Source organism: Arthrobacter sp. SAFR-179 (genome assembly GCF_059414945.1).
Map to the genome: position 1 here is coordinate 143573 of NZ_JBPFDM010000002.1, position 26332 is coordinate 169904.

General features: G+C 66.3%; 24 protein-coding genes. 11 read left to right on the forward strand and 13 right to left on the reverse strand.

Annotated features, from left to right (window positions below; genetic code table 11):
* Positions 1–24: 24 nt before the first annotated feature.
* Positions 25–1005 carry a YeiH family protein gene (locus tag ACR65K_RS05040; RefSeq protein WP_056333800.1) on the reverse strand — a complete coding sequence of 327 codons (981 nt, stop codon included), beginning with the start codon at positions 1003–1005 and terminating at the stop codon, positions 25–27.
* A 191-nt stretch (positions 1006–1196) separates the two neighbouring features.
* On the opposite strand from ACR65K_RS05040, the gene ACR65K_RS05045 reads away from it, so the two are divergent.
* Genes ACR65K_RS05045 through ACR65K_RS05055 form a run of 3 tightly spaced genes read left to right on the forward strand, consistent with a single transcriptional unit; the run spans position 1197 to position 4588 of the window.
* On the forward strand, positions 1197–2753 hold the full coding sequence (locus ACR65K_RS05045) for a circularly permuted type 2 ATP-grasp protein (RefSeq protein WP_056333803.1): 1557 nt from the start codon (positions 1197–1199) through the stop codon (positions 2751–2753).
* Positions 2754–2813: 60 nt separating this feature from the next.
* Positions 2814–3740 carry an alpha-E domain-containing protein gene (locus ACR65K_RS05050; RefSeq protein WP_018761308.1) on the forward strand — a complete coding sequence of 309 codons (927 nt, stop codon included), beginning with the start codon at positions 2814–2816 and terminating at the stop codon, positions 3738–3740.
* Positions 3737–4588 carry a transglutaminase family protein gene (locus tag ACR65K_RS05055; RefSeq protein WP_056333806.1) on the forward strand — a complete coding sequence of 284 codons (852 nt, stop codon included), beginning with the start codon at positions 3737–3739 and terminating at the stop codon, positions 4586–4588. Before ACR65K_RS05050 ends, ACR65K_RS05055 begins: the two co-directional genes overlap by 4 nt.
* 49 nt (positions 4589–4637) lie before the next feature.
* Here the strand turns inward: ACR65K_RS05055 and ACR65K_RS05060 are convergent, their stop codons facing one another.
* From ACR65K_RS05060 to glgC, 3 genes are all read right to left on the reverse strand, one after another.
* Positions 4638–5105 carry a pyridoxamine 5'-phosphate oxidase family protein gene (locus ACR65K_RS05060; protein ID WP_056333809.1) on the reverse strand — a complete coding sequence of 156 codons (468 nt, stop codon included), beginning with the start codon at positions 5103–5105 and terminating at the stop codon, positions 4638–4640.
* An 18-nt stretch (positions 5106–5123) separates the two neighbouring features.
* Positions 5124–6575 (reverse strand): SDR family NAD(P)-dependent oxidoreductase, encoded by a 1452-nt coding sequence (locus tag ACR65K_RS05065; protein ID WP_440151593.1) that lies wholly within the window; start codon positions 6573–6575, stop codon positions 5124–5126.
* A gap of 86 nt (positions 6576–6661) precedes the next feature.
* Entirely contained in the window at positions 6662–8071 is a 1410-nt protein-coding gene (gene glgC / locus ACR65K_RS05070; protein ID WP_440151595.1) for a glucose-1-phosphate adenylyltransferase, read from the reverse strand.
* A gap of 102 nt (positions 8072–8173) precedes the next feature.
* Between glgC and glgA the strand changes: the two genes are divergently transcribed.
* Entirely contained in the window at positions 8174–9379 is a 1206-nt protein-coding gene (glgA, locus tag ACR65K_RS05075; protein WP_056333817.1) for a glycogen synthase, read from the forward strand.
* An 82-nt stretch (positions 9380–9461) separates the two neighbouring features.
* Here the strand turns inward: glgA and ACR65K_RS05080 are convergent, their stop codons facing one another.
* Together ACR65K_RS05080 and ACR65K_RS05085 are read right to left on the reverse strand one after the other, a co-directional pair.
* The gene (locus ACR65K_RS05080) at positions 9462–11573 is read right to left on the reverse strand and encodes an acyl-CoA dehydrogenase family protein (protein ID WP_440151596.1); all 2112 of its coding nucleotides are present in this window, start codon (positions 11571–11573) and stop codon (positions 9462–9464) included.
* A gap of 1 nt (position 11574) precedes the next feature.
* Positions 11575–12270: a TetR/AcrR family transcriptional regulator gene (locus ACR65K_RS05085; RefSeq protein ID WP_440151917.1), complete on the reverse strand. Its 696-nt coding sequence runs from the start codon at positions 12268–12270 to the stop codon at positions 11575–11577.
* Between the two features lie 93 nt (positions 12271–12363).
* Between ACR65K_RS05085 and ACR65K_RS05090 the strand changes: the two genes are divergently transcribed.
* Genes ACR65K_RS05090 through ACR65K_RS05100 form a run of 3 tightly spaced genes read left to right on the forward strand, consistent with a single transcriptional unit; the run spans position 12364 to position 15977 of the window.
* Positions 12364–13719, forward strand: a complete 1356-nt coding sequence (locus ACR65K_RS05090) for an acetyl-CoA C-acetyltransferase (RefSeq protein WP_440151597.1) — start codon at positions 12364–12366, stop codon at positions 13717–13719.
* 9 nt (positions 13720–13728) lie between these two features.
* The gene (locus tag ACR65K_RS05095; protein ID WP_440151598.1) at positions 13729–15069 is read left to right on the forward strand and encodes a 3-oxoacyl-ACP reductase; all 1341 of its coding nucleotides are present in this window, start codon (positions 13729–13731) and stop codon (positions 15067–15069) included.
* Positions 15066–15977, forward strand: a complete 912-nt coding sequence (locus ACR65K_RS05100; RefSeq protein WP_056333830.1) for a MaoC/PaaZ C-terminal domain-containing protein — start codon at positions 15066–15068, stop codon at positions 15975–15977. Before ACR65K_RS05095 ends, ACR65K_RS05100 begins: the two co-directional genes overlap by 4 nt.
* Positions 15978–16001: 24 nt before the next feature.
* On the opposite strand, the gene ACR65K_RS05105 is transcribed toward ACR65K_RS05100, so the two are convergent.
* The 5 genes from ACR65K_RS05105 to ACR65K_RS05125 form a co-directional block, all read right to left on the reverse strand.
* Positions 16002–17054 (reverse strand): FUSC family protein, encoded by a 1053-nt coding sequence (locus tag ACR65K_RS05105; RefSeq protein WP_056333833.1) that lies wholly within the window; start codon positions 17052–17054, stop codon positions 16002–16004.
* Between the two features lie 93 nt (positions 17055–17147).
* The gene (locus tag ACR65K_RS05110) at positions 17148–18257 is read right to left on the reverse strand and encodes a serine hydrolase domain-containing protein (protein ID WP_056333835.1); all 1110 of its coding nucleotides are present in this window, start codon (positions 18255–18257) and stop codon (positions 17148–17150) included.
* Positions 18258–18302: 45 nt separating this feature from the next.
* On the reverse strand, positions 18303–19355 hold the full coding sequence (locus ACR65K_RS05115; RefSeq protein ID WP_056333838.1) for a glutathione S-transferase family protein: 1053 nt from the start codon (positions 19353–19355) through the stop codon (positions 18303–18305).
* Positions 19356–19375: 20 nt separating this feature from the next.
* Positions 19376–20125: a M50 family metallopeptidase gene (locus tag ACR65K_RS05120; protein WP_056333841.1), complete on the reverse strand. Its 750-nt coding sequence runs from the start codon at positions 20123–20125 to the stop codon at positions 19376–19378.
* A 157-nt stretch (positions 20126–20282) separates the two neighbouring features.
* Complete coding sequence (locus tag ACR65K_RS05125) at positions 20283–20585, reverse strand: DUF4193 domain-containing protein (RefSeq protein ID WP_018761323.1); 303 nt, start codon at positions 20583–20585, stop codon at positions 20283–20285.
* 204 nt (positions 20586–20789) lie between these two features.
* On the opposite strand from ACR65K_RS05125, the gene ACR65K_RS05130 reads away from it, so the two are divergent.
* From ACR65K_RS05130 to ACR65K_RS05145, 4 genes are all read left to right on the forward strand, one after another.
* Positions 20790–21932, forward strand: coding sequence for a glycosyltransferase family 9 protein (locus ACR65K_RS05130; RefSeq protein WP_056333844.1), 1143 nt, complete (start codon positions 20790–20792; stop codon positions 21930–21932).
* Entirely contained in the window at positions 21929–22900 is a 972-nt protein-coding gene (locus tag ACR65K_RS05135; RefSeq protein ID WP_056333847.1) for a glycosyltransferase family 9 protein, read from the forward strand. The genes ACR65K_RS05130 and ACR65K_RS05135 overlap by 4 nt, the downstream gene beginning before the upstream one ends.
* Before the next feature lie 74 nt (positions 22901–22974).
* The gene (locus ACR65K_RS05140) at positions 22975–23205 is read left to right on the forward strand and encodes a hypothetical protein (protein WP_056333850.1); all 231 of its coding nucleotides are present in this window, start codon (positions 22975–22977) and stop codon (positions 23203–23205) included.
* 167 nt (positions 23206–23372) lie between these two features.
* Positions 23373–23564 carry a three-helix bundle dimerization domain-containing protein gene (locus tag ACR65K_RS05145; RefSeq protein ID WP_056333853.1) on the forward strand — a complete coding sequence of 64 codons (192 nt, stop codon included), beginning with the start codon at positions 23373–23375 and terminating at the stop codon, positions 23562–23564.
* 13 nt (positions 23565–23577) lie between these two features.
* Here ACR65K_RS05145 and ACR65K_RS05150 read toward each other — a convergent pair whose 3' ends face one another.
* Positions 23578–24603: an NADPH:quinone reductase gene (locus ACR65K_RS05150; RefSeq protein ID WP_440151602.1), complete on the reverse strand. Its 1026-nt coding sequence runs from the start codon at positions 24601–24603 to the stop codon at positions 23578–23580.
* Positions 24604–24731: 128 nt separating this feature from the next.
* Positions 24732–26171, reverse strand: a complete 1440-nt coding sequence (locus ACR65K_RS05155; RefSeq protein WP_440151604.1) for a phospholipase D family protein — start codon at positions 26169–26171, stop codon at positions 24732–24734.
* Positions 26172–26332 lie beyond the last annotated feature (161 nt).

Genomic DNA, 26332 nt, shown 5'->3' on the forward strand with positions numbered 1-26332 from the left:
TAATCACGGCGCCGATTCATTGGTTCAGCCGGCGATCAGGAAGGCCGCAGCCAGGCCCAGCACGGCAATCAGGAGCCACGAAGCGAGTGCCGCCAGGAGCGCCGGTCCGCCGGTGTGGAGCAGGGTGCGGATACGGACCGCAGAGCCAAGGCCGAACAGGGCCGCACCCAGCAGGATGTCCTGCAGGGTGGCCCCCAGGTCGAGCAAGCCTGCGGACAGCCAGCCGGTTGAGCGCAGCGCCACCATGGCAACGAAGCCCACGACGAACAGCGGCACCAGCGGCGGCATTTTCTCAGCCACGCCATCCCCGGTGCCCACGGCACGCACCCCGTTTCGGTGGTGCGCACCTGCCAGCGCGGCCACGGGGGCCAGCAGCAGCACCCGGGTGAGTTTGACGACGACGGCGACCGCCAGGGCGGCGGTCCCGGCGGTTTGCGCCGTGGCCACCACCTGGCCCACGTCGTGTACCGAGGCACCGGTCCAGGCTCCGAACACTGTGGCCGTGAGCCCCAAGGGTTGCGCGAGGAGGGGGAGGACGCCGATGGCGAGCGTGCCGCAAAGAGTGACCAGGGCCACGGGCAGGACGGTTTCCGCGTGCCGGATGCGGCGGACGGCGGCCATGGCGCCAATGGCGGAGGCGCCGCAGATGGAAAATCCCGTGGCCACCAGCAGTGAGGTCACGGGCGGAAGGCGGAACAACCGCGAAATCGCATACGTCCCGCCGAAACTGGCTGCCACCACGCCCACAATCAGGACCAGGGCCAGCCAGCCGAGGCCCAGGACATCCATGACGCTGACCTTCAGGCCCAGGAGTACGATTCCGCCGCGCATCAGGTGCTTGCCGGCGAAGTCCAGCCCCGGCCGTGCGCGGCCTCCCGTCCACGTGCCGGCACCGGGCAGGTTGGCGGCCAGAACGCCCAGGACCACGGCGAGGGTCATTGCCGGCAGGGCCGGCAGCAGTCCATGCACCAGGAAAGCCGCTGCGACGGCGGCAGCGGCGGTCATCAGCCCCGGAACCAGGCGGGCAATCCGCGGCCCGGAACTGCCGCGGCCCGGCGCTGGGAGGCTTCTGCTGACTGGCACTCACCTACTGTGCCCGACGAGGCCCGTAAAGTACGAACCGGGGCATTGGCGCCAACACGCCACAATGGATGGCAGTAATGAATTCGAAACAAAAAGATGGTTGGCTATTGGACATGTCAGACCTATTCCAGGATTACTCCGAGGCCGCGGGCCGATCCGGAGCCTACGACGAGATGTTCGCCCCGGGGCAACAGGCCAGGGACTCGTACGGGCAGGTGGCGGACGCACTCCGGAAGCTCTCCCTGGCGGACGTCACCGCACGCGCCGACTCCATGGCGCGCACCTTCCTGGACCGCGGGGTGACCTTCGACTACGCGGGCGAGGAACGGCCCTTTCCGCTCGACATCGTGCCCCGCGTCATCCCGGCGGCCGAGTGGGACGTCCTGGAAAAGGGGGTCGCCCAGCGGGTCCGTGCCCTGGAAGCCTTCCTGAACGACGTCTACGACAAAATGACGGTGGTGTCCGACGGCGTGATCCCGCGCCAGCTGGTGACCACCAGCGCACACTTCCACCGGCAGGTCCACGGCTTCGAACCGGCAGGCGGGGTCCGCGTCCACATCTCCGGCATCGACGTCGTCCGCGACGCCGCCGGCACGTTCCGTGTCCTGGAGGACAACGTCCGCGTACCCTCCGGTGTCAGCTACGTGCTGGAGAACCGGCGCGCGATGGCCAAGGGCCTGCCGGAGGCCTTCGGTCAGCAGCTCATCCGTCCCGTCGAGGAATACCCGCGCCGGCTGCTCTCGGCCCTGCGCAAAACCGCACCGGCAGGCGTCGACGATCCCACCGTCGTCGTCCTGACCCCGGGCGTGTTCAACAGCGCCTACTTCGAGCACACCCTCCTGGCCGGCCTGATGGGTGTGGAACTGGTGGAGGGCCGCGACCTGATCTGCCGCGGCAACCGCGTCTACATGCGCACCACCGCCGGTGAACAGCGTGTGGATGTCATCTACAAACGGATCGACGACGACTTCCTGGACCCCCTCCAGTTCCGCTCCGACTCCATGCTTGGCTGCCCCGGCCTGGTCAACGCCGCCCGCGCCGGCGGCGTCACGATTGCCAACGCGGTGGGCAATGGCGTTGCCGACGACAAACTGGTTTACAGTTACGTCCCTGACCTGATCCGCTACTACCTCAGCGAGGAGCCCATCATCGCCAACGTGGACACCTTCCGCCTCGAGGAAAAGGAAGCCAGGGAGTACACCCTGGACAACCTCGCGGAACTGGTGGTCAAGCCCGTGGACGGTTCCGGCGGCAAGGGCCTGGTCATCGGCCCGGATGCCTCCAGGGATGAACTGGACGCCCTCCGCCAGCGGATCATCGCTGACCCCCGCGGCTGGATCGCCCAGCCGGTGCTGCAGCTCTCCACCGTCCCCACATTGAGTGGAGACAAGTTCGGCCCCCGGCACGTGGACCTCAGGCCCTTTGCAGTCAACGACGGCGACAACGTCTGGGTCCTCCCCGGCGGCCTGACCCGCGTGGCACTCAAGGAAGGGTCCCTGATCGTCAACTCCAGCCAGGGCGGCGGATCCAAGGACACCTGGGTCCTTGCCGATTCACCCCAGATGCCGGTGGAAACCGTTCCCCGCCAATCCGTCACGGTCCGTGAACGGGTCTCCGTGTGGCCGGTGGAAAGCAACTGGCGCGACCGCCAGTCGGAGCAGCAGCAGTGAGCCGCGCCGCCGTCGGGCATTTCCCTTACACCGTTCCGGGCGCGCAGGAGGTAGCCGCGAATGCTTAGCCGAATTGCCGAGTCCCTGTTTTGGATCGGCCGCTATGTCGAACGGGCGGACGGTACCGCCCGCATCCTTGACGTGCACCTGGAACGCCTCAACCACCTCCCCATGGAGGAGCGCAGGAGCGTCGCCCAGGAACTGCTCGCGGTCATGGGCGCCCGCCCCCAGAGCGAGGATTTTGGCCTGCCCGAACTGCTCCATGCCCTGGCCTATGACAAGACCAGCGCCACGTCCATCGCCGGCTCCCTGGGCGCCGCCCGCGAGAATGCCCGCCGGGCCCGGGAAACCGTGTCCTCGGGGCTCTGGGAGAGCCTGAACACCACGTACTACGGCCTGAGCCAGCACCGCAAGGACGTGGTGGGTACCTACCGCTTCTGCAACTGGACCCTGGAACGCACCGCCATGGTCAGCGGACTTGCCGACACCACGGTGAGCCACGACGAAAGCTGGCTCTTCCTGGTCCTGGGCCGTTCCCTGGAACGTGCGGACATGACGGCCCGGATGCTGTCCACCCGCGACGTGCTCTCCGCCGGCATGTCCTGGGTGAACATGCTGCGCTGCGCCGGCGCCTACGAGTCCTTCCTGCGCACCCGCCGCGCCGCGTTCGGTGACCAGCACGCCGCCGAATTCCTGCTGCTGGACCGGCTCTTCCCCCGCTCCATCGTCTACGCGCTGCGGGACGCCGACGAGTGCCTGGCCAAGCTGGACCCGTCCGCGCAGCGGGTGGGTTTCATCAACGATGCCCGCCGCATCGTGGGGCAGGCCAGGACCTTCCTTGAGTTCCACCGGACCGACGACCTCATGTCCGAGCTTCCCGAGCACATGGAACGGGTCCAGAAGGCAGTGTCCCAGGCCTCGGACGCCATTTCCCGTAAGTACTTCAATCAGGCGGACGAACTGGCCTGGGTGGGAGAAGTGTCATGACCCGGTTGAGCATCGTCCACAGGACGGCCTACAAGTACAACAAGCGCGTCACCCTGTCCTACAACGAGGCCCGGATGACGCCGCTGACGGATTCGCAGCAGGTGGTGCTGGAGTCCGTGGTGAAGGTGTCCCCGTCCCAGGCGGCGGTGAGCACCTACCGCGACTACTGGGGGACCAGGGTCACAGCCTTTGACATGCAAATGCCCCACGAGAACCTCGAGGTGGTCTCCAACATCACGGTGGAGGTGCACCGGGCGGGGAAAATCCCTGCGGAAGCGGACATCGTGGGCTGGGACGTCCTGGCCGCACCGGAAACACTGGACACCTTCAGTGACTGGCTGCCGCAATCCCGTCTAAGTGGGCCGGGCGAGGAAGTACTGGGCATCATCCCGGACGTTGTGGCGGGGAAGAACCCGCACGAAGCTGCCATGGCCGTCTTTGCCTGGATGCGGGGCGAGATGACCTACATGTCCGGCTCCACCGCTGTGACCACCAATGCGGAGGAGGCCTGGGGCCAGCGCCAGGGCGTGTGCCAGGACCTGGCTCACCTGGCCATCGGTGCCCTGCGCAGCTGCGGCATTCCGGCACGCTACGTCTCCGGCTACCTGCACCCGCGGTCAAGCGCGGGAATCGGCGAGACCGTGGCCGGACAGTCGCATGCCTGGCTGGAATGGTGGGACGGTGACTGGCGCAGCTGGGACCCCACCAACCACAAACCTGCCGGTGACTTCCACGTCACGGTGGCCCGGGGCCGCGACTACCGGGACGTGCCCCCGCTCAAGGGCATCCTGTCCGGCGGCGGCGGGTCCGCCCTGAACGTCAGCGTGGAGATCACCCAGCTCGCCTGAGGCATCAGGTTCCCGGCCGCCACGGCCGGGGAACCTGATGCCGGGGGCTTTATTCCGGCGCCGTCCTGGCGGCGCTGCTGATCTGGGTCCACCACGTCATCGGATCGGTGACCTGGAAGCGGCGGCCGGTGACCGAATCCGGGGTGATGCGGACGAAAGCGTCCTTCCGCCCCGACTGCCACGGGAAGAGGTACAGGCGGGAGGTTTCCAGCACGTCCTCAGTGCTCTTGACCAGTGCCGCGGTGCCCTTGATCACCACACTCCAGGCCAGCCCCGTTTCCGGATCCACGCCGTCCGCCTCCACGGCCACGGGGGCATCGCCGGACGCTGCCGACAGCTTTGTTCCCTGGCTTGTCCGGAAGACCAGCGTGCCGCTGTCCACGGTGTAGTTGACCGGGAAGATGTCCGGGCGCCCATCCACGAGCACAGCCAGCCTGCCCACGGAGACCGTCCGCAGCAAGGCCCAGCATTCATGGTGTTCGAGGTTTTGGACTGGGGTAGATGACTCGTTGCTCATGCGGTGAGCATACGCCCTTCACCAGGGGCTGGGCTTGTAATCCTTCAGGAAGACGCCGTACTGGTCCTCGCCGTTCTCGCCCATGACGATGGGGTCGTAAACCCGTGCCGCACCGTCCACCAGGTCCAGCGGAGCGTGGAACCCTTCCTCCATCAGCCGGACCTTGGTGAAGTGGGGGCGTTCATCGGTAATCCAACCGGTATCGACGGCCGTCATCAGGATGCCGTCAGTGTCCAGCATTTCCTGGGCACTGGTGCGGGTCATCATGTTCAGCGCGGCCTTGGCCATGTTGGTGTGCGGATGTCCCGGCCCCTTGTAGGCCCGGGAGAACTGGCCTTCCATCGCGGAGACGTTCACGATGTACTTCCGCCGTGCGCTGGAGCGCCTCATGGCCCCGCGCAGCCGGCTGACCAGCAGGAACGGCGCGGTGACGTTGCAGAGCTGAACCTCGAGCATTTCGAGCGGATCCACTTCGTCCACCACCTGGGTCCAGCTGTTGATGGTGGCAAGGTCAGGGACCAGGCCGCCGGCGTCGATGGCGGTGCCGGAGGCGATGCGCTCCAGCGAGGCGGACCCGGTGGACAGTGCCAGTGAAGTGATGGCGTCGCCGGCCAGGACCGGGTGTTCGGTGACGCTGCCGGCGAGCGCCAGCGGATGCTTGTCGTGGGCATGGCCGAAGGTCAGCAGTTCGGGGCCGCCGTTGGCCTGTTCCAGTGCTGCGGGCAGCGGCTCGTCCTCGGCGTCCACCAGCGGCTTGTAGGCGTTGCCGGAACGGCGCACGGTCTGGGCGGCGTTGTTGATGATGATGTCCAGCGGACCGGCCTCGTTGAGGGAGTCAGTCAGGGCCATGACCTGGGCAGGATCGCGCAGGTCGATGCCCACGATCCGGAGCCGGTGCAGCCATTCCCCGCTGTCTTCCATGGCGGCGAAGCGGCGGGCCGCGTCCTTGGGGAAACGGGTGGTGATGGTGGTGTGCGCTCCGTCGCGCAGCAGCCGGAGGGCGATGTACATCCCGATCTTTGCGCGGCCGCCGGTCAGCAGGGCCCGCCGTCCGGTCAGGTCGGTCCGGGCGTCGCGCTTGCTGTGGCTGAAAGCAGCGCATTCGGGGCAGAGCTGGTGGTAGAAGGCGTCCACCTGGGTGTAGTGCTGCTTGCAGATATAGCAGGGGCGGGACCGGATGAGGTGCCCCGCGATGTTGCCCGTGGCCGACGGTGCCAGCTTGTTGCCGCGGGTCTCGTCGTCGATCCGGTCCGGCGCAGCGGTGGCCGTTTGGGCAATGACGGCGCGGTCGGCGTCGGCAATGGAATCCCGCTTGGTGACCCTGCGGTGGCGCTTGACCGCCTTGAACATCTTTCCGGTTGCGCGGCGCACCGAGATGTAGTCCGGGTGCTCCTCGTCGTACGCGTGGATGGTGTTCAGGACCTTGAGGCAGGCCTGGATGTCCTCAGGGGTCAGATCGGGGGAGCTCATTGGGAAAATTTTACAGCGTACGCCGCAGGCCGGGGCACCATCAGTGGTGCCCCGGCCCGCAGATGCCTTGGGATGCGGTGTCCGGGTCAGGAAACCCGGGCGCCGGGTGCGGCTTCCGCAGCCGCAGCCGCATGGGTGCTGGCCACCTTGTCCGCAGCCTCGCGCATGTCCGGGTATTGGTCCGCGGCCGCCTTCACGGCGCTGGGGAGCTGACTCAGGTGCCTGGCGGCGAGCTGGCGTTCTTCATCGCCCGGTTCCGGGACTTCCTGGCCTTTGGACAGGACCGTGATGCCGGACTCGGTGACCTTGAAGCCGCGTGCGCGGTCAAGGTCCGGGTCCAGCCCGATGGCGGCACCGGCAGGGACCTTGACGTTCTTGTCCAGGATGGCGCGGTTGATCACTGCCCCTGCCCCCACCTGCACCTTGTCCATCAGGACCGAGTCGATGACCCGGCTGCTGCTGGCCACGTAGACGTCGTTGGAGAGCACTGAGCCTTCCACGATGCCGCCGGAGATCACCACACCGTTGGCAACGATGGAGTCCAGGGCTGTACCCACGGTGTTGTTCTGGCCCCGGACGAACTTGGCCGGCGGGGAAATGCTCTGCCGGGTGTAGATGGGCCATTCGGAGTTGTACAGGTTGAACACGGGCAGCGGGGAGATGAGGTCCATGTGGGCGTCGTAGAAGGAGTCGATGGTGCCAACGTCGCGCCAGTAGGTGCGGTCGCGTTCGGTGGAGCCGGGGATGTCGTTGAGGGTGAAGTCGTAGACGCCCGCCTCGCCCTGGTTCACGAAGTACGGAATGATGTCCCCGCCCATGTCGTGTTTGGTGTCCAGGCGCTCGGCATCGACGTGCAGCGCGGCCACCAGGGCGTCGGCGTCGAACACATAGTTGCCCATGGAAGCCAGGAACTGGGAAGGATCTGCGGCAAGCCCGGGGGTGCTGGCGGGCTTTTCCACGAAGGCGGCGATCTTCTGGGGATCGTTCTGGTCCACTTCGATGACGCCGAACTGGTCGGCCATGTGCAGCGGCTGACGTACGGCCGCCACGGTGGCTTTGGCTCCGCTGTTCACGTGCTGGGCCACCATCTGGGCGAAGTCCATCCGGTACACGTGGTCCGCGCCGACCACCACCACGATGTCGGGGTTGGCGTCGTGGATGAGGTTCAGGGACTGGTAGATGGCGTTGGCGCTGCCCAGGAACCAGCTCTTGCCCACGCGCTGCTGGGCGGGAACCGAAGCGATGTAGTTGCCCAACTGGGTGGACATCCGCCAGGTCTCGGAGATGTGCCGGTCGAGGCTGTGCGACTTGTACTGGGTGAGCACCACGATCTGGAGGTAACGGGAATTGACCAGGTTGGACAGCGCGAAGTCAATCAGGCGGTAGCTGCCGGCGAAGGGCACGGCGGGCTTGGCCCGGTCTGCCGTCAGTGGCATCAGCCTGTTTCCCTCGCCACCTGCGAGGACAATGGCCAGGACTTTTTTCGTTAACGGCATGATGGTCGCTCCTGTACGCCTTCGTAACTCCCCAAGACAGTCCGGTAGGCCCGGACTCCTTCACACTAGAACAGTTATGCGTGAAGGACTACCTTGGGTCTTGTGCGAATAGACATTGTGACTAAAGAGTTCCCGCCCGAGATCTACGGTGGCGCCGGGGTGCATGTCGCCGAATTGAGCAGGGTGCTTAGCAAGCACGTTGACCTGCAGGTTCGTGCGTTTGGTGCTCCCCGCGACGCCGACTACCATGGCGCCGCGGTGACGTCATACCAGGTCCCGGAGGACCTCGGCGGGGCGAACGCGGCGGTGCAGACCCTGGGCGTGGACCTGCGCATTGTGCCGGACGTCCAAGGCGCGGACCTGGTCCATTCGCATACCTGGTACGCCAACATGGCGGGGCATCTGGCCTCCCTGCTGCACGGAATTCCGCACGTTCTGAGCGCCCACAGCCTCGAGCCACTGAGGCCGTGGAAGGCTGAGCAGCTCGGCGGCGGCTACGCCCTTTCTTCCTGGGTGGAAAAGACTGCCTATGAAGCGGCAGCGGCCATCATCGCCGTGTCCGAGGGCATGCGCCAGGACATCCTGCGCAGCTACCCCAACGTTGATCCGGCCAAGGTCCGGGTGGTCCACAACGGCATCGACGTGGAGCTGTGGCAGCGTGATGAAAACGACGACGCCGTCCGTGCCCTGGGCATCGACCCCGCCAAGCCAAGCGTGGTCTTTGTGGGAAGAAACACAAGGCAGAAGGGCGTCCCGTACCTCCTGCGGGCGGCCGCGAAGCTTCCGGCCGACGTCCAGCTGGTCCTGTGCCTGGGCGCGGCGGACACCCCGGAACTGGCAGCCGAAACCGCCGCCCTCATCGAGGACCTGCAGAAGCAGCGGACGGGCGTTGTCCTGATCGAACGGATGCTGCCGCGCCACGAACTGATCCAGGTGCTCAGCCACGCCACCGCCTTCGCCTGCCCCTCCATCTACGAACCGCTGGGGATCGTCAACCTCGAAGCCATGGCCTGCGGCGCTGCTGTCGTGGCCAGCGCCACGGGCGGCATTCCCGAGGTGGTTGAGCACGGCCGGACCGGACTGCTGGTGGACCTGGAACAGGTCACCGACGGCACCGGCACGCCCCTGGACCCTGAAAAGTTCGTCAAGGAGTTCGCTGCGGCTCTCACCGAGGTGGTGTCCGATCCCGAACGGGCCCGCGCCATGGGGCAGGCCGGCCGGGAACGGGCCGAGAAGCACTTCTCTTGGGAGTCGATTACGGAAACCACCCTCGAGGTGTACCGCTCGGTGCTGCCGGCACAGAGCTGACCCACCTGAAGCTTTAACGACGACGGCGCCGCCCGCCTTGCAAGGTGGGCGGCGCCGTCGTCTTTGCTGCTGTTTGGGACGGCTACTTCCGGTTCCCGGCCGTGCGCGCCAGCAGGACCTTCTCGTCCACGGGCGACTGCCCGCTGGCCCGCTCGCTCCGGAAGTGGGCCCGCGCTTCGTCCTGCCGCGTCTTTTCGGCGCCAGTGGCGATGGCAGCCCGCACATGGGTTTCGCCATAGCCGAAGGCGTCCACCAGGTCCAGGGCATGCGGCCGGATCCTCTCCAGCAGCCTGTTGATGTATCCGCCCACAGTCCGGGCGCGCTGCATGGAAAGCCGGCCGTTCATGAGGTACCAGGACAGGTTCTTCTCGATCAGCGACAGGCCGAAGAGGTCCCGCAGCCAGGTCAGGACCTTCCTGGTCCCGGGATCGTCCACCTGCCGCAGCGCGTCCGTGAACGCTTCCCACTGCAGGAGTTCGGCATGTGCCCGGGCGGCGTCGATGAGTTCGTTCTGGTGCCGGTTGAACAGCGCGGCGCCCTTGTCCTGCGGCAGCCGCTTGCTGCCCTTCAGGGCGGTCCCGGCCTCGGCCACCATGGTCTGCACCCTGTCGGTCAGCAGGGCGCGCTGGCCTTCCTCGTCCCGCAGCGCGATCGCAGCCTTTTGGACCGAGCCGGTGTCGGCCACGAACTGGGCCACCTGGCGCAGCCCGGTGCGGTGGACAGCTGCACCCGCAGCCTGGTTCACCACGTAGCGGGCCAGCACGCCGAAGTCCACGCTGCGGAATTCCTTGGCGTAATCAGCCAGCAGGCGCTTGGCCACCAGCTGCAGCAGCACCGTGTTGTCGCCCTCGAAGGTGGCATACACATCCAGGTCCGCGCGCAGTGAGGCGAACCGGTTCTCGATCAGGAAGCCGGCCCCGCCGCACGCTTCCCGGCATTCCTGGAGGGTGTCCAGGGCATGCCAGGTGCTCAGGGGCTTCAGTGCCGCTGCAAGGGTTTCCAGGTCCTGGCGGTCCGCGTCCGTGTCATGGGCGCCGGAGAAGACATCATCGAACTTCTGCAGCAGCTGCTCGTGGGCAAAGCTAGCCGCGTAGGTGGTGGCAAGCCGGGTGAAGAGGCGACGCTGGTGCCGCTGGTAGTCCAGCAGGACCTCTTCCTCAGTGTGCGAGGAGGCGTTGAACTGGCGGCGTTCGGTGGCGTACTGGATGGCCGCCTTCAGGGCCACCTTTGAGGCCGCGACGGCGGCGCCGTCAAGCGAAACCCGGCCCTGGACCAGCGTGCCCAGCATGGTGAAGAAACGCCGGCCGGGGCTGGCGATGGGCGAGGTGTAGGTTCCGTCGGCATCGACGTTGCCGTACCGGTTCAGGAGGTTTGTCCGTGGAATGCGGACATTGGTGAAGTGCAGCCGGCCGTTGTCGATGCCGTTCAGGCCGCCCTTGATGCCGTCGTCCTCCCCGCCGATTCCGGGCAGGAATTCCCTGCTGGCCGGGTCCCTCAGGTCGACGTAGAAGGCGTGTACCCCGTGGTTCACCCCGCGGGTGACCAGCTGGGCAAAGACAACAGCGCCCAGGCCGTCGATGGCAGCGTTGCCGATATAGTCCTTCCATGCCGCGCGGAACGGGGTGTGGATGATGAACTCTTCGGTGGCGGGGTCATAGGTTGCGGTGGTGGCGATGCTGGCCACGTCGGAGCCATGGCCGCTTTCGGTCATAGCGAAGCAGCCGGGTATTTCCAGGTTCATGATTCCGGGCAGCCACTTGGTGTGGTGCTCTGCGGTGCCCAGGTGCATCACCGCGGATCCAAAGAGTCCCCACTGGACGCCGGCCTTGATCTGCAGCGAAGGGTCAGCCACTACCAGTTCCTCGAACCCTGCGATGTTTCCGCCGTGGTCATCGGCGCCGCCCAGCTCTGCGGGGAAGGCGCGGTGCACGGCTTCATGCTCTACGAGGTATTTCAGCTGGCCGAACACCCGGGCACGGTGCTCCGTATGCGTCAGGCCCTCGATCTTGTGCAATTCCGGCCTTGCGGCCAGCTCCCTTGCCTGGAGCCGTACGTCGGCCCACTTGCCGAGGAGTTGCCGTCCCAGTGCCTCGACGTCGACGGCGGGGGCAGGGCTGTCGCCCATGGGTGTGGCTGCAGGGGTTGCCGCGGGCCGAAGACCCTTGCGGGCAGGGCGGTCCACTACGTCAGTCATGTCACAGTCCTTCTTTGGCGGATAACTTGGTGGTCGATGGGGCGGGAGTGAGTTCGGGGGCTATGCCTACACACAGCCACGCCGTGATCTGGCGGGCCATGTTTTCCTGGGTTGGCTTGGCGGGGGAGTCCGGGGTGCTGAGCCATTGCTCGCCGGCGTTCCGCACCAGGCCGATGGCCGCTTTGGGCCAGTAGCCGATGACGGTTTCGCCGACGTCGCCCAGATGCGAACGCATGGGGGTGGCGATCATGTCGGCGATGGCGTCAAAGAAGTGGCCCAGAGGGCCGCCCAGGGCGGCCGGATGTGGCGGGTTGGAAGGTTCCGCTGGGGCATAGCTGGTGACGAACGTATAGACATTGGGGCTGGTGTCCGCCATTTGAAGATAGGCAGCCACCATGGCCAGCAGGCCTTCCCGGGGAGTGACGGCACTTTGGGCAGCTTCCTGGATGCGTTGCTGCATTTGACTGAGCACAACTTCGCCCACGGCCTGCTGCAGCCCGGCTTTGTCCCCGAAATACCGGTAGAAAACCGATTTCGAGGTGCCTGCGGCCGTGGCGATGTCCTCCATGGAGGCGTCACTGCCCAGCGCGTGCACCGCACGGCGGGCCTGCTTAATCAGTTCGCGGCGCCGTTCCTCCCGGTGGCTCTGCCAGCGTGCGGAACGTCCGTCAGTGGCTGCGGGAGACGGAGCCTCCATGGCCGGGGGAAGAGTTGCGTCCGGGAAGTTCACGATACCCAGCGTATCAGGTACGCTGGGTATCGGTAACCACTTGTGACCAGAGGAGCCATCATGTCCACAGACGGACAGTCCACCCCCGCAGCAGAGGGATCGCCCCGCGCCTCCGTCCCGGCAACCCGCAGGGCGGTGATCGTCGGGGCCAACCGGATTCCGTTCGCCCGCTCCGGCGGCGCTTACGCAAAATCCTCCAACCAGGACATGCTGACAGCCGCCCTCGACGGCCTGATCGCACGCTTCGGCCTCCAGGATGAACGGATCGGCCAGGTGGCCGCGGGAGCCGTACTCAAGCACTCCAGGGACTTCAATCTCACCCGTGAGGCCGTCCTGGGCTCGGCACTTTCCGCCGAGACCCCCGTGTACGACCTCCAGCAGGCGTGCGCCACAGGTCTCGAAACCGTGGTTGGCCTGGCCAACAAGATCAAACTCGGGCAGATCGATTCGGCCATTGCCGGGGGAGTGGACTCAGCCTCCGACGCGCCGGTAGTGGTCAGCGAGGGACTGCGCGAGGTGGTCCTGGACCTTCACCGGGCCAAGACGCTGCCCCAGCGGCTGCAGATCCTGGCCCGGCTGCGGCCCAAGGACCTGGCACCCCTGGCTCCCGGCACGGCCGAGCCCCGCACCGGCCTGAGCATGGGCGAGCACCAGGCCCTCACCACAGCGCAATGGAAGATCCCGCGGGAAGCACAGGACGAACTGGCGCTGAACAGCCACCGCAACCTGGCGGCCGCCTACGATTCCGGCTTCTTCGATGACCTGATGACCCCCTACCGCGGACTGACGCGGGACGGCAACCTGCGGGCCGACACGTCCCTTGAGAAGCTCGCCTCCCTAAAGCCGGTGTTTGGCCGGAACCTCGGGGCAGATGCAACCATGACGGCAGGCAACTCAACACCACTCACAGATGGTGCCTCCACCGTGCTGTTGGCATCCGATGAATGGGCAGATGCCCGTGACCTGCCCAAGCTGGCAACAGTAGTGGACGCCGAAGCTGCAGCGGTGGACTTCGTCCACGGCAAGGACGGGCTGCTGATGGCCCCCGTGTTCGCCGTACCCAGGCTCCTGGCCCGCCAAAATCTTACGCTGGCGGACTTCGACTACTTCGAAATCCACGAAGCATTCGCCGCCACCGTCCTCAGTACCCTGGCCGCATGGCAGGACGAAGACTTCGGCCGCACCCGCCTGGGCCTGGACGGCGCCTTTGGCAGCATTGACCGTTTGCGCCTCAACGTCAACGGGTCCTCGCTCGCAGCAGGCCACCCGTTTGCGGCGACCGGTGGCCGCATCGTTGGCACGCTCGCCAAGATGCTCCACGCCAAGGCGGCTTCCACCGGTCGACCTGCCCGCGGCCTGGTTTCGGTCTGCGCAGCCGGCGGCCAGGGCGTCGTCGCGATCCTGGAATCTCTGTAGGGGGACGGCATGGCTGATACATACGCCCAACTGGTCAACAGCGGCCCGGGCCGCAACCTCGCCAGGAAACTCGGCCTTCCGCAGCCCGCTGTCCTGCGGCGCTACGAGCCCGGCCAGCCCCTGGTTGCGGGCCCCGTCGTTGTCCTGGGCGACACAGGCGGCGCAGACAAACTTGCCGCTGAGCTGCTGTCCTGGGGCCTGGACGTCAGGAGGCATGCCGTTCCGGCCGAAAAGCTGGGCGCCATCATCCTGGTCCTCGATGAGCTCGGGCACCCGGCAGACCTGGAAATGCCGGTTCTGGCCGCAGCAGGTTCCCTCCGGGACCTGAGAGCCGGCGGCCGGGTCATAACGTTGTCCCGCCGCGCGGGGGAAGCCTCTACTCCCGAAGCTGCCGCGGCACGGCAGGGGGTGGATGGTTTCCTGCGCTCCCTGGCCAAGGAACTCCGGGCGGGAGCAACGGGTAATGGCGTGCTCCTTGCTGATGGCACCACCTCCACCAGCCCCAGCGCCCTGGGTGCTGTCAGGTTCTTCCTTTCAGCCCGTTCAGCGTTCGTGGACGGGCAGTTCCTGACGGTCTCAACGGAGGACGGCGCGCTGCCCGCGGACGTGGAGCGGCCACTTGCAGGAAAAGTGGCCGTAGTAACCGGTGCGGCCCGCGGCATCGGTGCCCAGATTGCCCGGACGCTGCACCGCGATGGCGCCACGCTGGTCCTGGTGGACATCCCCGGAGCGGGAGACCAGCTGGCAGCCGTAGCCAACGAGGTACACGGCACTGCACTGCAGCTGGATATTACCGGCGCCGACGCGGGACGGCGGATCATCGACCACGCGGTGCAGCGGCACGGACGGCTGGACATCGTGGTGCACAATGCCGGAGTCACACGGGACAAGCTGTTGGCCAACATGGACCAGGCACGATGGAACCAGGTCATCAACATCAACATCGCCGCCCAGCTCCGGATCAACCAGGCACTGCTGGCCTCCGAACACTTCCGCTCTTCGCCGCGTATCGTTTCTGTTGCCTCCACCAGCGGTATCGCCGGTAACCGGGGGCAGACGAATTACGCTGCGTCCAAGGGGGGAGTCATGGGAATGGTCCGTGCCAGCGCCCCGCTGCTTACGTCCAATGGCGGAACCATCAATGCCGTGGCCCCCGGATTCATCGAAACCGACATGACCGCACGCATTCCCTTTGGCGTCCGGGAGGTGGCACGCCGGTTGAACTCCCTGCAGCAGGGCGGCCTGCCCTCCGACGTTGCCGAGGCCATAGCATTCCTGGCAAGCGATGCTGCAGGCGGAATCAACGGGGAGGTGCTGCGGGTGTGCGGGCAAAACCTGGTGGGGGCATGACCCTCGCACAGCCGGTCATCCTGGCCGAGATGCCGTCCTTGTCCAAGCTCTACGTCAATGCCGCCGCCCAGGCAGCAAGGCGCAGGCTCCTGGGAACCCACGACTCCGCCGTCCTCCCGGCCGAGAGCCATGAGGTCAGGGGAGTGAGGGTAGGGGTGGAAAACCTCACCGCCTACCAGCACCTCATCGGTGAGACGGCAAGTGACGTCCTGCCCGCAGGTTTTATCCACGCCATCGCGTTCCCGCTGGCCATGAGCGTCCTGAACCGCGATGACTTCCCGCTGCCCCTGCTGGGAATGATCCACCTGCGCAACAGCGTGCAGCAAAGGTCGCCACTGGTCTTCACGGACGTCCTGGACATGACCGCCAGGGTGGAAAACCTCCGCGGCCACCGGTCCGGAACGCAGGTGGACGTCGTGGCGGAAGTGCGCCCTGGGGGCTCGGGGGAAGTGTATTGGCGGGGCGTCTCCACCTACCTCTCCAAGGGGGTGTTCCTGCCCGGGATCGACAAACCCACTGCCGTTCCGCCCAGGGCCGACTTCCAGCCGCCGGACCCCACGGCCCTGTGGCACCTCGGCGTCGATACGGGGCGTGCCTACGCCGCAGTGTCAGGGGACTTCAACCCGATCCACCTGAGCGTGCTCTCGGCCAAGGCCCTGGGCATGCGGCGTTCGATAGCACACGGGATGTACCTGGCCTCGCGTGCGCTCGCAGATGTCGGGCCTGCCCGTGGCGACTCTTTCACATGGGACGTGGAGTTCGAGGCTCCGGTGTTCCTGCCCTCCCGGGTTGCCTTGGAAATTGCCACCGAGCACAGCGGTTCCGGGTCGTGGAAGCACTCCCGGTTCGTCGCCTGGAGCCCCCGCTCCGGGCGCCGGCATTTCAGCGGGACAGTTGCCGCGCTTTAGCCGGCCCGTGTTCCGCAGCGGGGCCTAGTCCTGCGGGCGAACAGCCCGCAGGATGCGGTGGAGGCTGAGGAGGACCGACTCGGAGGCGGGCAGGGCACCTTCGGTCGATTCCCTGCCCGCGGCAGCTGCCATGCAGGATTCCAGTGCTTCCTTCGCGGCATCGAACCGCTGATTCTGGGTCTCTTCGTCAGCCTCGCTGTAGGAGGACAGCAGCTCTCCGGTTGCCGTGATGGCAGCGGCAAGCGGCTCGCTGTCCTGCAACGGGATTTCGTACGGGACCTCGCTCTCCCAGATGACGTCGGAGAGCACGTCCGTCATGTCCTGGATATGGAACGTCACCCGCTCAAGTTCCCGCAGGTCGCGGTAGTCCTTGTCCACGTCCCTGGGGTGCAGTTTCCGCCGGGGGTTGGCACGGCGGCTGGCGTCTGCCTCCTTGACCAGGTGACGCACCGAGCTTGCGGCGGAGGCCAGTTCATCCGACCGCCGCGACCAGTCCTCATGTTTCGGCGGCCACTCCTCGGTGATCGCCGCCCCCATGTCGGTCAGCTGCCGGCCAAGGGCAATGCGCAGTTCATTCAGGCTTGAAGCCGCCGCGTCAAAGTGAAGTGGCGGGAAAACGAGGAAGTTCACGGCGATGCCCACGGCCACGCCGGCACCCATCTGGACCAGGTATCCGAACGAGAAATCGTCCGCGTTGCTGCCGCCCACCAACAGGACCAGCAGGGCCGCCGTCGGAATCCAGTCGCTTCCCGAACCGATGCCGGGCAAACCGCCAAGGAGCACGCCTACTCCCATGAAGAGTGCCACCGTCAACGGGGAGGGCTCGGCAATACTGACCAGGATGAAGGCGAGGCCGATTCCCATCGCCAGCCCCGCGAGCGCCTGCGCCCCCTGCCGCACCGAGCCGGCAACATTGTGGTACATGGCCACCAGGGCGCCCAGGGGCGCGTAGTACGCGTAATGCGAGGCCGCGCCCGGCATGAGGGGCGCAATGGCGAACGCAAGGCCCGCGGCAAGCGCGGCCTTGGCAGCCAACTGCAGCCGCTGCGCCGCAAAGGCAGCGGAAAGCCCCGCCACCGATTGTTTGAGAAGTTGGGTCCCCCGAGCCCACCGTGCATCCGGTCGTGCTTGAGTATTGCCCATCCGGACCACAGTAGGGCCGGAGGCCCGTCAGGACAAACCGGCTGCGGAACGCCGCACTTCCGCTGCCAGGCGATGCGCCCTTCCCGGCGTGCGGCCTTCCTCCTGGCGGCGCGGGATGTAGCCGAAGCCCAGCCCGTAGGCGGGGTCCGCAAAACCGATCGCCGCGTTGGCGCCCTCGTGGCCGAAAGCCCGGTGGCTGCCAAAATTCCGCGACGGGTGGGGCTTCATGAAGATGACGGCAAAGGCGTTGTCCAGGCCGGAAGAGCGGTCCAGGCCCCACACCTGTTCCCGGCTCATGGCCTCCACCGTCCGGCTCGTCAGGAACGGCTGCCCGCCGTCGACACCTGTGGTCGCGGCGGCGTAGAGCCGCGCCAGGCCCTCCGCTGAGCCCACCCCGCCGGCGGCGGACATTCCGGCGGCCCGGACGCCGGGGTTGTTCGGCAGCTCCATGATGGTGCTGACGGGCGCATTGCTGTTGAGGCCTTCGAGGCTGAGCGGGTCAATCCAAACCTGGCCGGGGCCTTCCTCGTAGAGCACGTCCCGGTATCGCGGCTCAAGATCCTCCGGGAGCCCCAGGAAGAAATCCACTTCCTGCGGCTTCCGGATCCTGCGGTGGTACATATCCTGCAGCGCCTCGCCTGTGACACGGCGGCACAGCTCCTCCATCAGGATTCCAATGGTCAGGGCGTGGTAGCCGAACTGCCGCCCGGGTTCCCAGGACGGAGCGGCAGCGGCAAGGCGTGCCGCGGCAGCGGGCGTGGTGAACTCGTCCAGGCTGAATCCGCCCTCGACACCCATCAGCCCCGCCTGATGCGACAACGCTTCCCTGACCAGCAGCCTGTCCTTTCCCTGGGCGCCGAATTCCGGCCAGTAATGGGCGACTGTCTTGTCCAGGTCAAGGACACCATCCTGAACAAGCAGGGCGATGACCATGGCCGCAACCCCCTTTGAGCAGGAATAGGCTCCGGTCAGGGTTTCGACACCCATGTCGGGGCCACCTGTCAGGCGCACTACCGGTACCCCGTGCCGGTAGGCGGCAAGCTGCGCGCTGTAGCGGGGGTCCTCAGCAAGGAACGACTCAAACAAGGCCAGGACATTTTCGTACCCGTCGGCCACGAAACCAAGAGATGTCTGCATGTCCTCCAGTGTAGGAGGAAAGCGGTTTCCTGCTAAGTGATCAGCTTAGCGGGAAGCTCCGTGTCCCCGCGCGACTTCTTCGCCCTGGCGCACCGGCCCCGGCGGCGTGCCGTCGCCGAATGGACGGCCGCCCAAGGACTCCCTGCCATGGTCCTCCAGCCATCCACCCAGGTCCGGGCCGGCAGGAACAATGCCGGTGGGATTAATGTCCTCGTGGACGATGTAGTAGTGCTGCTTGATCTGCACGAAGTCGATGGTGTCCCCAAAACCCGGCGTCTGGAACAGGTCCCGTGCGTAGCCCCACAGGTTGGGCAGCTCACTCAGTTTCTGCCGGTTGCACTTGAAGTGGCCGTGGTACACGGGGTCGAACCTGGCGAGTGTGGTGAACAGGCGCACATCTGCTTCGGTGATGGTGTCGCCCACCAGGTAGCGTTGCCGCGACAGGCGGTCTTCGAGCCAGTCCATTGCAGTCCACAAGCGGTCGTACGCCGTGTCATACGCTTCCTGGGAACCGGCGAAACCGCATCGGTAGACCCCGTTGTTGATCTCGGTGAAGACGCGCTTGTTGACCTGGTCGATTTCGTCCCGAAGGTGTTCCGGGTAGAGCTGCGGCGCACCTGGCCGGTGGAACTCGGTCCACTCGGTGGAGAAGTCCAGGGTGATCTGGGGGAAGTTATTGGTCACGACTTCGCCGGTGCGCACATCCACGATGGCAGGCACGGTGATTCCCCGCGGATAACCCGGAAAACGTTTGAAATAGGCCTCTTGAAGGCGCTCTATGCCAAGGACCGGATCAACTCCGCCGGGGTCCAGGTCGAACGTCCAGGACCGCGCGTCGTGTGTGGGGCCGGGCTGGCCCAGCGAGATCGCTTCTTCCAGCCCCAGGAGCCTGCGGACAATGACCGTCCGGTTTGCCCACGGGCAGGCGCGGGCGGCGATGAGGCGGTACCGGCCTGCTTCCACCGGCCACCCCGGTTCTCCGTTGCTCCCCGGAGCGGCATCCCTGGTGATCCGGTCCTCAATGTAATTGGTGTCCCGGGTGAATTCGGCACCGCCGGTCACATAGGCTCCTCGGGTACTGTGCGTTTCCTGGCTCATGCCCCAAGCCTATGCGCCACCTACCGGTTCCAGGCGCCTTCCAACAGGATTACCGAGACGGGCTGCCAGGCGACCAGCCAGGACCCCGCCACCAGGAGGGTGAACAGGGCAATCCACACCACGGAGGGAACAGACGTGGCCCGATACAGCAGGTAGGCGTCGGAGGTCCCAAGGCTTCCCCGACGCCGGACGTGGACCTGGGTGAGTTTGAGCAGGTCGCGGACAGCAGCCACCAGGAGTGCAAGGCCGAAGATGACGGCCACATGGCCCACGACTGATGCCGGCGCAAGGATTGTCAGGGCGGCCGCGGCGGCAATGGCGGCGGCAGTGATGAGGAAACCGGCCAGGTTGCGCAGGAAGATGAGCGATACAGCCAGGACCAGCGCGCTGACGGCCATGGCGGCGGGGCCCCACCCGCGGAGCCCGCACCATACAAAAGCGGCGCCGGCCATTGCGGGTACCGGATACCCCCAGAAGCAGGACCAGGCCGTCGCAACCCTGCTCCTGCTGTAGGAGGTGGTGGTGCCGGAATGGTCCAGTCTGAGGCGGATTCCGGACAGCCGCTGCCCGGACGTCACCGCCGCGAACGCGTGGCCCAGTTCATGAATGGCAGTGGCCAGGAGCCCAAAGTAGCGCCAGGTGCGGCGCGGTATGGACAGCGCGACGGCGGCAGCCAGGGACAGCAGCATCTCCACCCACGTGATGTTTGGCACCTCTGACTGAGTGAACGCTGAGGTGAAGGCGTTCCATAAGCTGGCTGCGCTGTCCACCGTTGCCTCCTTGGCTGCCGGTCGGCGTCGTAATTGTCTTCTCCAACGCTACGCACTCCAGCTGGGCGCCGGCTTAAAGCCGAAAGGCACGCCGTGTGCGGCGTGCCTTTCGGCTTGGGACGTATCGTTGGGATTACCGCCCCGGGAAGGTTCTTGATTATCCTTCGCACTCGGTGCAGTAGCTGTGGCCGTCTTTTTGACGGGCAATCTGCGACCGGTGGCGGACCAGGAAGCAGGAATAGCAGGTGAACTCATCCTCGGCCTGCGGGATGACCTGGACTACGAGCTCCTCAGCGACAAATTCGCCGCCAGGGACGCCGGCGCCGTCCAGTCCGTCAGCCTCGTCCAACTCCTGCACAACACTGCGGGCGTCGGGAGCATTTGCTGACTGGAGCTGCTCGAGTGAGTTGTCCTGCGATTCCTTGACGTCGGAACGCAGTTCATCGTAATCGGTTGCCACTTTGGGTGCTTCTCTTTTCTTTGATTGGCTGTCGGGTATGAAACGTACAGCATAGGGCGGGTATTCCCCAACAGGGAGGGTAGATCCGCTGCCTATTGGGTAAAGGTTCAAAGGAGAAGCCGCAGGCTTTGTTAGCGCAGTGTGGCTGCATGGGCAGTGCGGGGACAGTGTGCCGGTCCCCCTGCATGACGGAAGGGGCAGTGTGTGGAACAACTCACGGCAGAGTTCGGAGGTGCAGGACAAATCGGCGTGGGCGTCGGTCCTGTGCTGGAGAAGTTCATCGACGTGTCGAGGATTGTGGTCCTGCGTGGTGGGGGCCTGGGCGACCTGATTTTCGCCATCCCGGCGATGGCCGCGTTGAAGGCGGCGTATCCGGGATCAACCATCACACTGCTGGGGACCCCCATCCACAAGGCGCTGTTGGGAGCCCTGGAAAGCCCGGTGGATGAGGTGGTAGTCCTGCCTTTCGCCGAAGGAGTCCGGCCCGGGGAAGAAGATTCAGCTGAACTGGACCGTTTTTTTGCTGACATGCGCGGCCGCAGCTTCGACCTCGCTGTCCAGTTGCATGGCGGCGGCCGCTATTCGAATCCCTTCCTGCTGCGGCTCGGCGCCCGCCACACCGTAGGGACACGGACCGCCGATGCGGCCAGCCTGGAGCGCACCATTCCCTACCTCTATTACCAGCACGAACCACTCAGGGCCTTGGAAGTGGCCGGTTTCGCCGGCGCCTTCCCTGTCGATCTCGAAGCCCGGCTGGCACCCGCTGCCGGGCTGGCAACCCACAAAGCCGGCAACGGCGGTGGCGACGGTCCGCTGGTGGTAATCCATCCCGGCGCCACTGACCCCCGCCGTCGTTGGCCCGCTGAAAAGTTCGCTGAACTTGCCGCAGCCTGCGCAGCCGACGGCTCGCAGGTGGTCATCATAGGCGACAGCAGCGAGCAGGATCTCGCGGAGGGGATCGCGTCCCGGGCGGGGGCGGCGGCTGTCCATTCCGCTGCCGGCGCCCTGGATATGGAAGGGCTTGTGGCGCTGCTGGCGGAAGCAGACGTGGTGGTTGCCAATGACAGTGGCCCCCGGCACCTCGCCCAGGCGCTGGGCGTGCCTACGGTGGGTATCTTTTGGGCCGGCAACGTCATCAACGCGGGTGCGCTGGGCCGGAGCCTGCACCGCGTGCACGCTTCCTGGGTTACGGCCTGCCCCACCTGCGGCATTGACGTGACGCAGGTGGGCTGGACCGCACCCCGGTGCATCCATGACGACTCCATGGTGGCGGCTATCGGCGTGCAGGAGGTCTACGAGGATGTCCGCAGCCTCGCTGCCACGGTATATGCAAAGCAGGACGCATGAGCGGCCCGGCGGCAGCGGAGCAAGCCAGCCAGCGGCTTCCCGCTGACGGTAAACCGGAGCTCCTGGTCCTGCGGGCCTTGAAGCTGGGCGACCTGCTGGTGGCCGTACCTGCCCTGAAAGGCATCCGGCGTGCGTTTCCCGAACACCGGCTGCGCTATGCGGCGCAGGGGTGGCTGTCGGAAGCACTGGGGCTGGTGGGCGGATACGAACTGTTCCCCACGCACGGCTTGGACGAGCCATTGGCGATGGAACCAGGACTGGTGGATGTGGCCGTGAACCTGCACGGCAGCGGCCCGGAGAGCCAGGGGCGGATTGAGGCGCTGAAGGCCAGGCAGACCGTTGGCCACCGCAGCGCCTTCCGGGAGGGCCCGCCGTGGCGGCCTGAACTGCACGAGCGCGAACGCTGGGTGAGGCTCCTGGAGTGGCATGGCATCGATGCGGACCCGCTGGATGTAGGCCTGAACACGCCCCACGTCCCCAGTCCCGTCCCCGGCGCAACGGTCCTCCACGTCGGGGCTGCCTACGGCAGCAGGCTGTGGCCGGCGGAACGCTTTGCGGCGGTGGCAGCGGCGCTCGCAGAGGCCGGGCACCAGGTGGTGTTCACCGGCGGGACCTCGGAAAGGGAACGCGCCGAGGAAGTATGCCGGCTGGCGGGGCTCCCGGGCACCACCATGCTGGCCGGTGTGCTGGGCCTCGGGGAGTTCGCGGCCACCATCGCGGCCGCACGCCTGGTGGTCTCTGCCGACACCGGCGCCGCACACCTGGCGTCCGCCTACGGCACTCCTTCCGTCGTGCTTTTTGGACCGGCACCGCCGGAAATCTGGGGGCCGCCCCCGGGACCCCACGTTGTCCTGACCCGCGCTGAATTGCGGCGCGGGGACACGTTCGCGGCCCAGCCGGACCCTGCCCTGCTTGCCGTCCAGGTTCCCGACGTCATGGCTGCCGTCAGGGGGCTGGGATTGCTCTAGGCCTGCGGGTTTGAGCCGCATTAATGCGGGTCTGCAGGGGGTGGCTTTGGGCCCGAGGGCCTAAAATTGGGTGCATGAGCACTGAGCTGGTGATTGCTTTGGTGTTGGGGTCGGCGTTCTTATGGGTCACCATAACGCTGACCATCCTGTCTGCCATTGACCGGCCCGAAAGGAAAGCGCGCCGGCAGGAACGGCGCGAACTCCGCATGGAGAATCGGCGGATTGGGTACCGTCCGGTTGCCGCGGGTTCCCATCCCCAGGCACGGACCCGGCATCCGCGCGGCCGCAGGCTGCACCTGCATTGACGACGGCGGACCCGCCCCGGGTGCATCGGCGTGGAGCACCTGGGGCGGGTAAGCACGCCCAGCCAGGCGCCCGCCGTCGTACGCCTTGCGCTGAAGGCCCCGCAGCCGGTCAGTTGGCCGGGCTGTCAAGTCTTGACGGCGTTCGTCGGAACCCTGACACTTTCCCGATGGGAGTAAGCGAGGAGTTGCGGGCGCTGACTGGCGTGGTGGACCGGCTTGCGGCACGGTTTCCCGCGCTGCCCCGGGAACGCATTGAGGACGTGGTGCACCAGGAGCACAGCCTGCTCGACGCCGGCAGGGTCCGTGCGTTCATACCGGTCCTGGTTGAACATGCTGCCAGGGACCGGTTGGCGCGATAGTGCCACTGCCTTTTCAGGGCGCCGGTGCCACGTCTATAAGCACCTTTCCGACTGTTCCCTGCTCCACTGCATCGTGGGCTGCGGCCGTCTCCGCGAGGGTTAACCGCGTCAGGGGCAGGCCATGTTCTTCGCCTACCCTGAGCGCGCCCGCGGCGAGGGCCTCGGCAACGCCGGCTACCGCATTCTGTTTCTGCTCGTCCGTGACCGTGTAAGTGAGGATGAATTGATAGCGGACATTCCTGGTCATGCTTTCGCGGATGGGGACCGTGAGTGATTCGCCGGGGTTGGCGGCGTAAATTGCGATGGTGCCGCCAGGCTTGAGCACGTGCAGGTCGGCGTCGATGTTTGCCGGTGCGTTGACGTCCACGATCATGTCCACCCCGCCGGGGGCTGCCTCATGGACGGCATGGACGACGTCGGCCTTCCGATAGTTAATGACCTCGGCGGCGCCGGCGCGGAGGGCGAGTTCCGCTTTCCGGTCTCCGCTGACGGTTGTGATGACGTCAGCACCGGCCCACCGTGCCAGCTGGATGGCTGCATGGCCCACCGCGCCTGCACCGCCGGTGACCAGCACGGTCCGGCCCGCCAGGGTGCCGGGGGAGAGCTTCGCCGGTCCATCCTCCCTTGACGTCAGCGCCCGGTGCGCTGTCAGTGCGGGGATCCCGAGCGAGGCGCCGGTGTCAAAGGATTCGGCGTCGGGAAGCGCCACTGCTTTGTGGGCGGGCACCACGACATATTCCTGCGCGGTTCCTTCGTTGCTGCCCCAGGCCACATCCCACAGCCAGACACGGTCGCCCAGGCCGAATCCTGCCACTCCCGAACCGAGCTGGTCGATAAGGCCGGCTCCGTCCTGGTTGGGAACCTTGGCGGTGTCCAGTTTGCTGCTGCCGCTTCCGGCCCGTGACTTCCAGTCAGTGGGGTTCACTCCCGACACCACCAGACGGACCCGGACCTCGCCCGGACCTGGGTCCGTCACAGGCTTGTCCCGGAGCTGCAGCACTGATGAGGGACCGGTTTCCCCGTACACAATTGCCTTCACGTCTTCTCCCACGTCCGGATGCATTTGCTTTACGCCTCAAACCTACCGAACCCCTGCCGCCCAGGAGGCAGGAAGGGTCAGGGGACATGCCCCGGGGCTGGAAGCGGGCACGCGGCCGGCGGGTGTCCCTAGAACCGGGGCGTGCCGCGGAGCCGGCGGGGCCGGCCGTCAGGGTCCACGAGGAACCGGTAGATGGGATCGGCCCACAGGCGGTGGAGGGGCGGGACGGGTTCCGTGACATGGTGGCGCACCTGACCTGCCGGGCGGGGCGCATGGCGGCCCTCACTGTGCCACTGGTCCAGGGCATCGGCCGTGCTGTTCCACAGCTGCAGTGCTGCCCCGTTTCCGTGGAGCCGTGGATCGTCTTTCTCAAGGCCCAGGTGTTCCGCCCAGAGCTCGAGCCGCAGTTCCTTGGCGAGCGGCTGGTGCGGGAAGGTTCCGGAGTCAGCATGCGGCGTGCTGTCGGCGGAGGTGTCCATTACTGCACAGGTGAGCTCACTGTCGGTGGTCCAGGACCGCCGGTTGAAATTGTCTGATCCACAGGTGAACCAGGTGTCGTCAATGATGCAGATTTTGGCGTGGACGTAGATCGGAGTCCCCTGGCTGTTTTCGAGGTCGAATATCCCTACCCTGTCAGGCGCGGCCCGGCGGAGCATGCTGATGGCGCGCAGTTGCCCCAGGCGCTTGGGCGGTCCACTCAGCGGGCCATCGGTGTCCGGGTACCTGGGCACAACGATGATCACGTTCAGCCCGGGGTTGCGTTCCAGGGCGCTTGCGATTCCCGCCGCCACCTCTGTGGACCACAGATATTGATCTTCGACGTAGATGAGCGAACGGGCCTGGGCGAACGCCTTCGTGTAAGCGCGCGCTATGCTCCGCTCGCCATGTGGTGCGAAGGGGAATGGCGGGTGCTTCACGCCGTAGGTCCGCAGGAGCTGCACGGCATGCGGACCTGCCGGCCGAGGGGGAGGAGCGGACTCAGGGAGCGGCTTGGGATGCCTGGGCATACGGGCAAGGCGCTGGAGCAGCATCCGGTACGGGGTACGCCGGTCCAGCGGGTGGGGATCGTTCCACCGCTCGGCGAACACCGCCAGCACATCTGCAACCACCGGGCCTCGCAGTTCAAGGGCGGCATCGTGCCACGGGGGCCTTTGCCCGTAACGGGAATCCATTTTTACCGCCTGGGGATCTCCCGTGTGGCCTGCGTTGTCGCGACGGCTGTGTGAAAGGTCCAGTCCGCCCACAAACGCCACATCGCGGGAGGGATCGGTACGACGGCGGATGACCACCAGCTTCTGGTGATGGGAGCCGAAGAGACGCACTCGCTGATCCAACAGCGCCTCGCCGCCGGAGTCGTTGATCTTCCGGCTGAGAAGTTCATTCGAGCGGCCGCTGATAGGGGCGGACACCTTTTCGCCATGGGATCTCCAGACAAGGCCCCGTACTTCCACGCCGGAGCGCGCCAACCCTGCGAGCAACCCGCCAATGGTCGTGCCGCCTGCCTCCAGTTGCTCGTCGGCATCGCCGCGCCAGTCCGTGAACCACACGCGGTCTCCCGCCTGCAGCACCGACAGCTCCTCATGCAGCCTGGAAAAGTAGGATGCCCCATGAATCAGGGGACGCACCAGATTGCCTTCTGACCAGGGGCCGGATTCCGTACCGGCAGCATGTACATCCGATGCAGCGCTGCCCCACTCAGCCCACTTCAGAAACCACCTGCCAACCGTGC

Coding starts and splice junctions, on each gene's coding strand:
- ACR65K_RS05040 (WP_056333800.1), bottom strand. CDS start 1,005: ATGACCGCCGCTGCCGCCGTCGCAGCGGCTTTCCTGGTGCATGGACTG.
- ACR65K_RS05045 (WP_056333803.1), top strand. CDS start 1,197: ATGTCAGACCTATTCCAGGATTACTCCGAGGCCGCGGGCCGATCCGGA.
- ACR65K_RS05050 (WP_018761308.1), top strand. CDS start 2,814: ATGCTTAGCCGAATTGCCGAGTCCCTGTTTTGGATCGGCCGCTATGTC.
- ACR65K_RS05055 (WP_056333806.1), top strand. CDS start 3,737: ATGACCCGGTTGAGCATCGTCCACAGGACGGCCTACAAGTACAACAAG.
- ACR65K_RS05060 (WP_056333809.1), bottom strand. CDS start 5,105: ATGAGCAACGAGTCATCTACCCCAGTCCAAAACCTCGAACACCATGAA.
- ACR65K_RS05065 (WP_440151593.1), bottom strand. CDS start 6,575: ATGAGCTCCCCCGATCTGACCCCTGAGGACATCCAGGCCTGCCTCAAG.
- glgC (WP_440151595.1), bottom strand. CDS start 8,071: ATGCCGTTAACGAAAAAAGTCCTGGCCATTGTCCTCGCAGGTGGCGAG.
- ACR65K_RS05080 (WP_440151596.1), bottom strand. CDS start 11,573: ATGACTGACGTAGTGGACCGCCCTGCCCGCAAGGGTCTTCGGCCCGCG.
- ACR65K_RS05085 (WP_440151917.1), bottom strand. CDS start 12,270: ATGGAGGCTCCGTCTCCCGCAGCCACTGACGGACGTTCCGCACGCTGG.
- ACR65K_RS05090 (WP_440151597.1), top strand. CDS start 12,364: ATGTCCACAGACGGACAGTCCACCCCCGCAGCAGAGGGATCGCCCCGC.
- ACR65K_RS05095 (WP_440151598.1), top strand. CDS start 13,729: ATGGCTGATACATACGCCCAACTGGTCAACAGCGGCCCGGGCCGCAAC.
- ACR65K_RS05100 (WP_056333830.1), top strand. CDS start 15,066: ATGACCCTCGCACAGCCGGTCATCCTGGCCGAGATGCCGTCCTTGTCC.
- ACR65K_RS05110 (WP_056333835.1), bottom strand. CDS start 18,257: ATGCAGACATCTCTTGGTTTCGTGGCCGACGGGTACGAAAATGTCCTG.
- ACR65K_RS05115 (WP_056333838.1), bottom strand. CDS start 19,355: ATGAGCCAGGAAACGCACAGTACCCGAGGAGCCTATGTGACCGGCGGT.
- ACR65K_RS05135 (WP_056333847.1), top strand. CDS start 21,929: ATGAGCGGCCCGGCGGCAGCGGAGCAAGCCAGCCAGCGGCTTCCCGCT.
- ACR65K_RS05140 (WP_056333850.1), top strand. CDS start 22,975: ATGAGCACTGAGCTGGTGATTGCTTTGGTGTTGGGGTCGGCGTTCTTA.
- ACR65K_RS05145 (WP_056333853.1), top strand. CDS start 23,373: ATGGGAGTAAGCGAGGAGTTGCGGGCGCTGACTGGCGTGGTGGACCGG.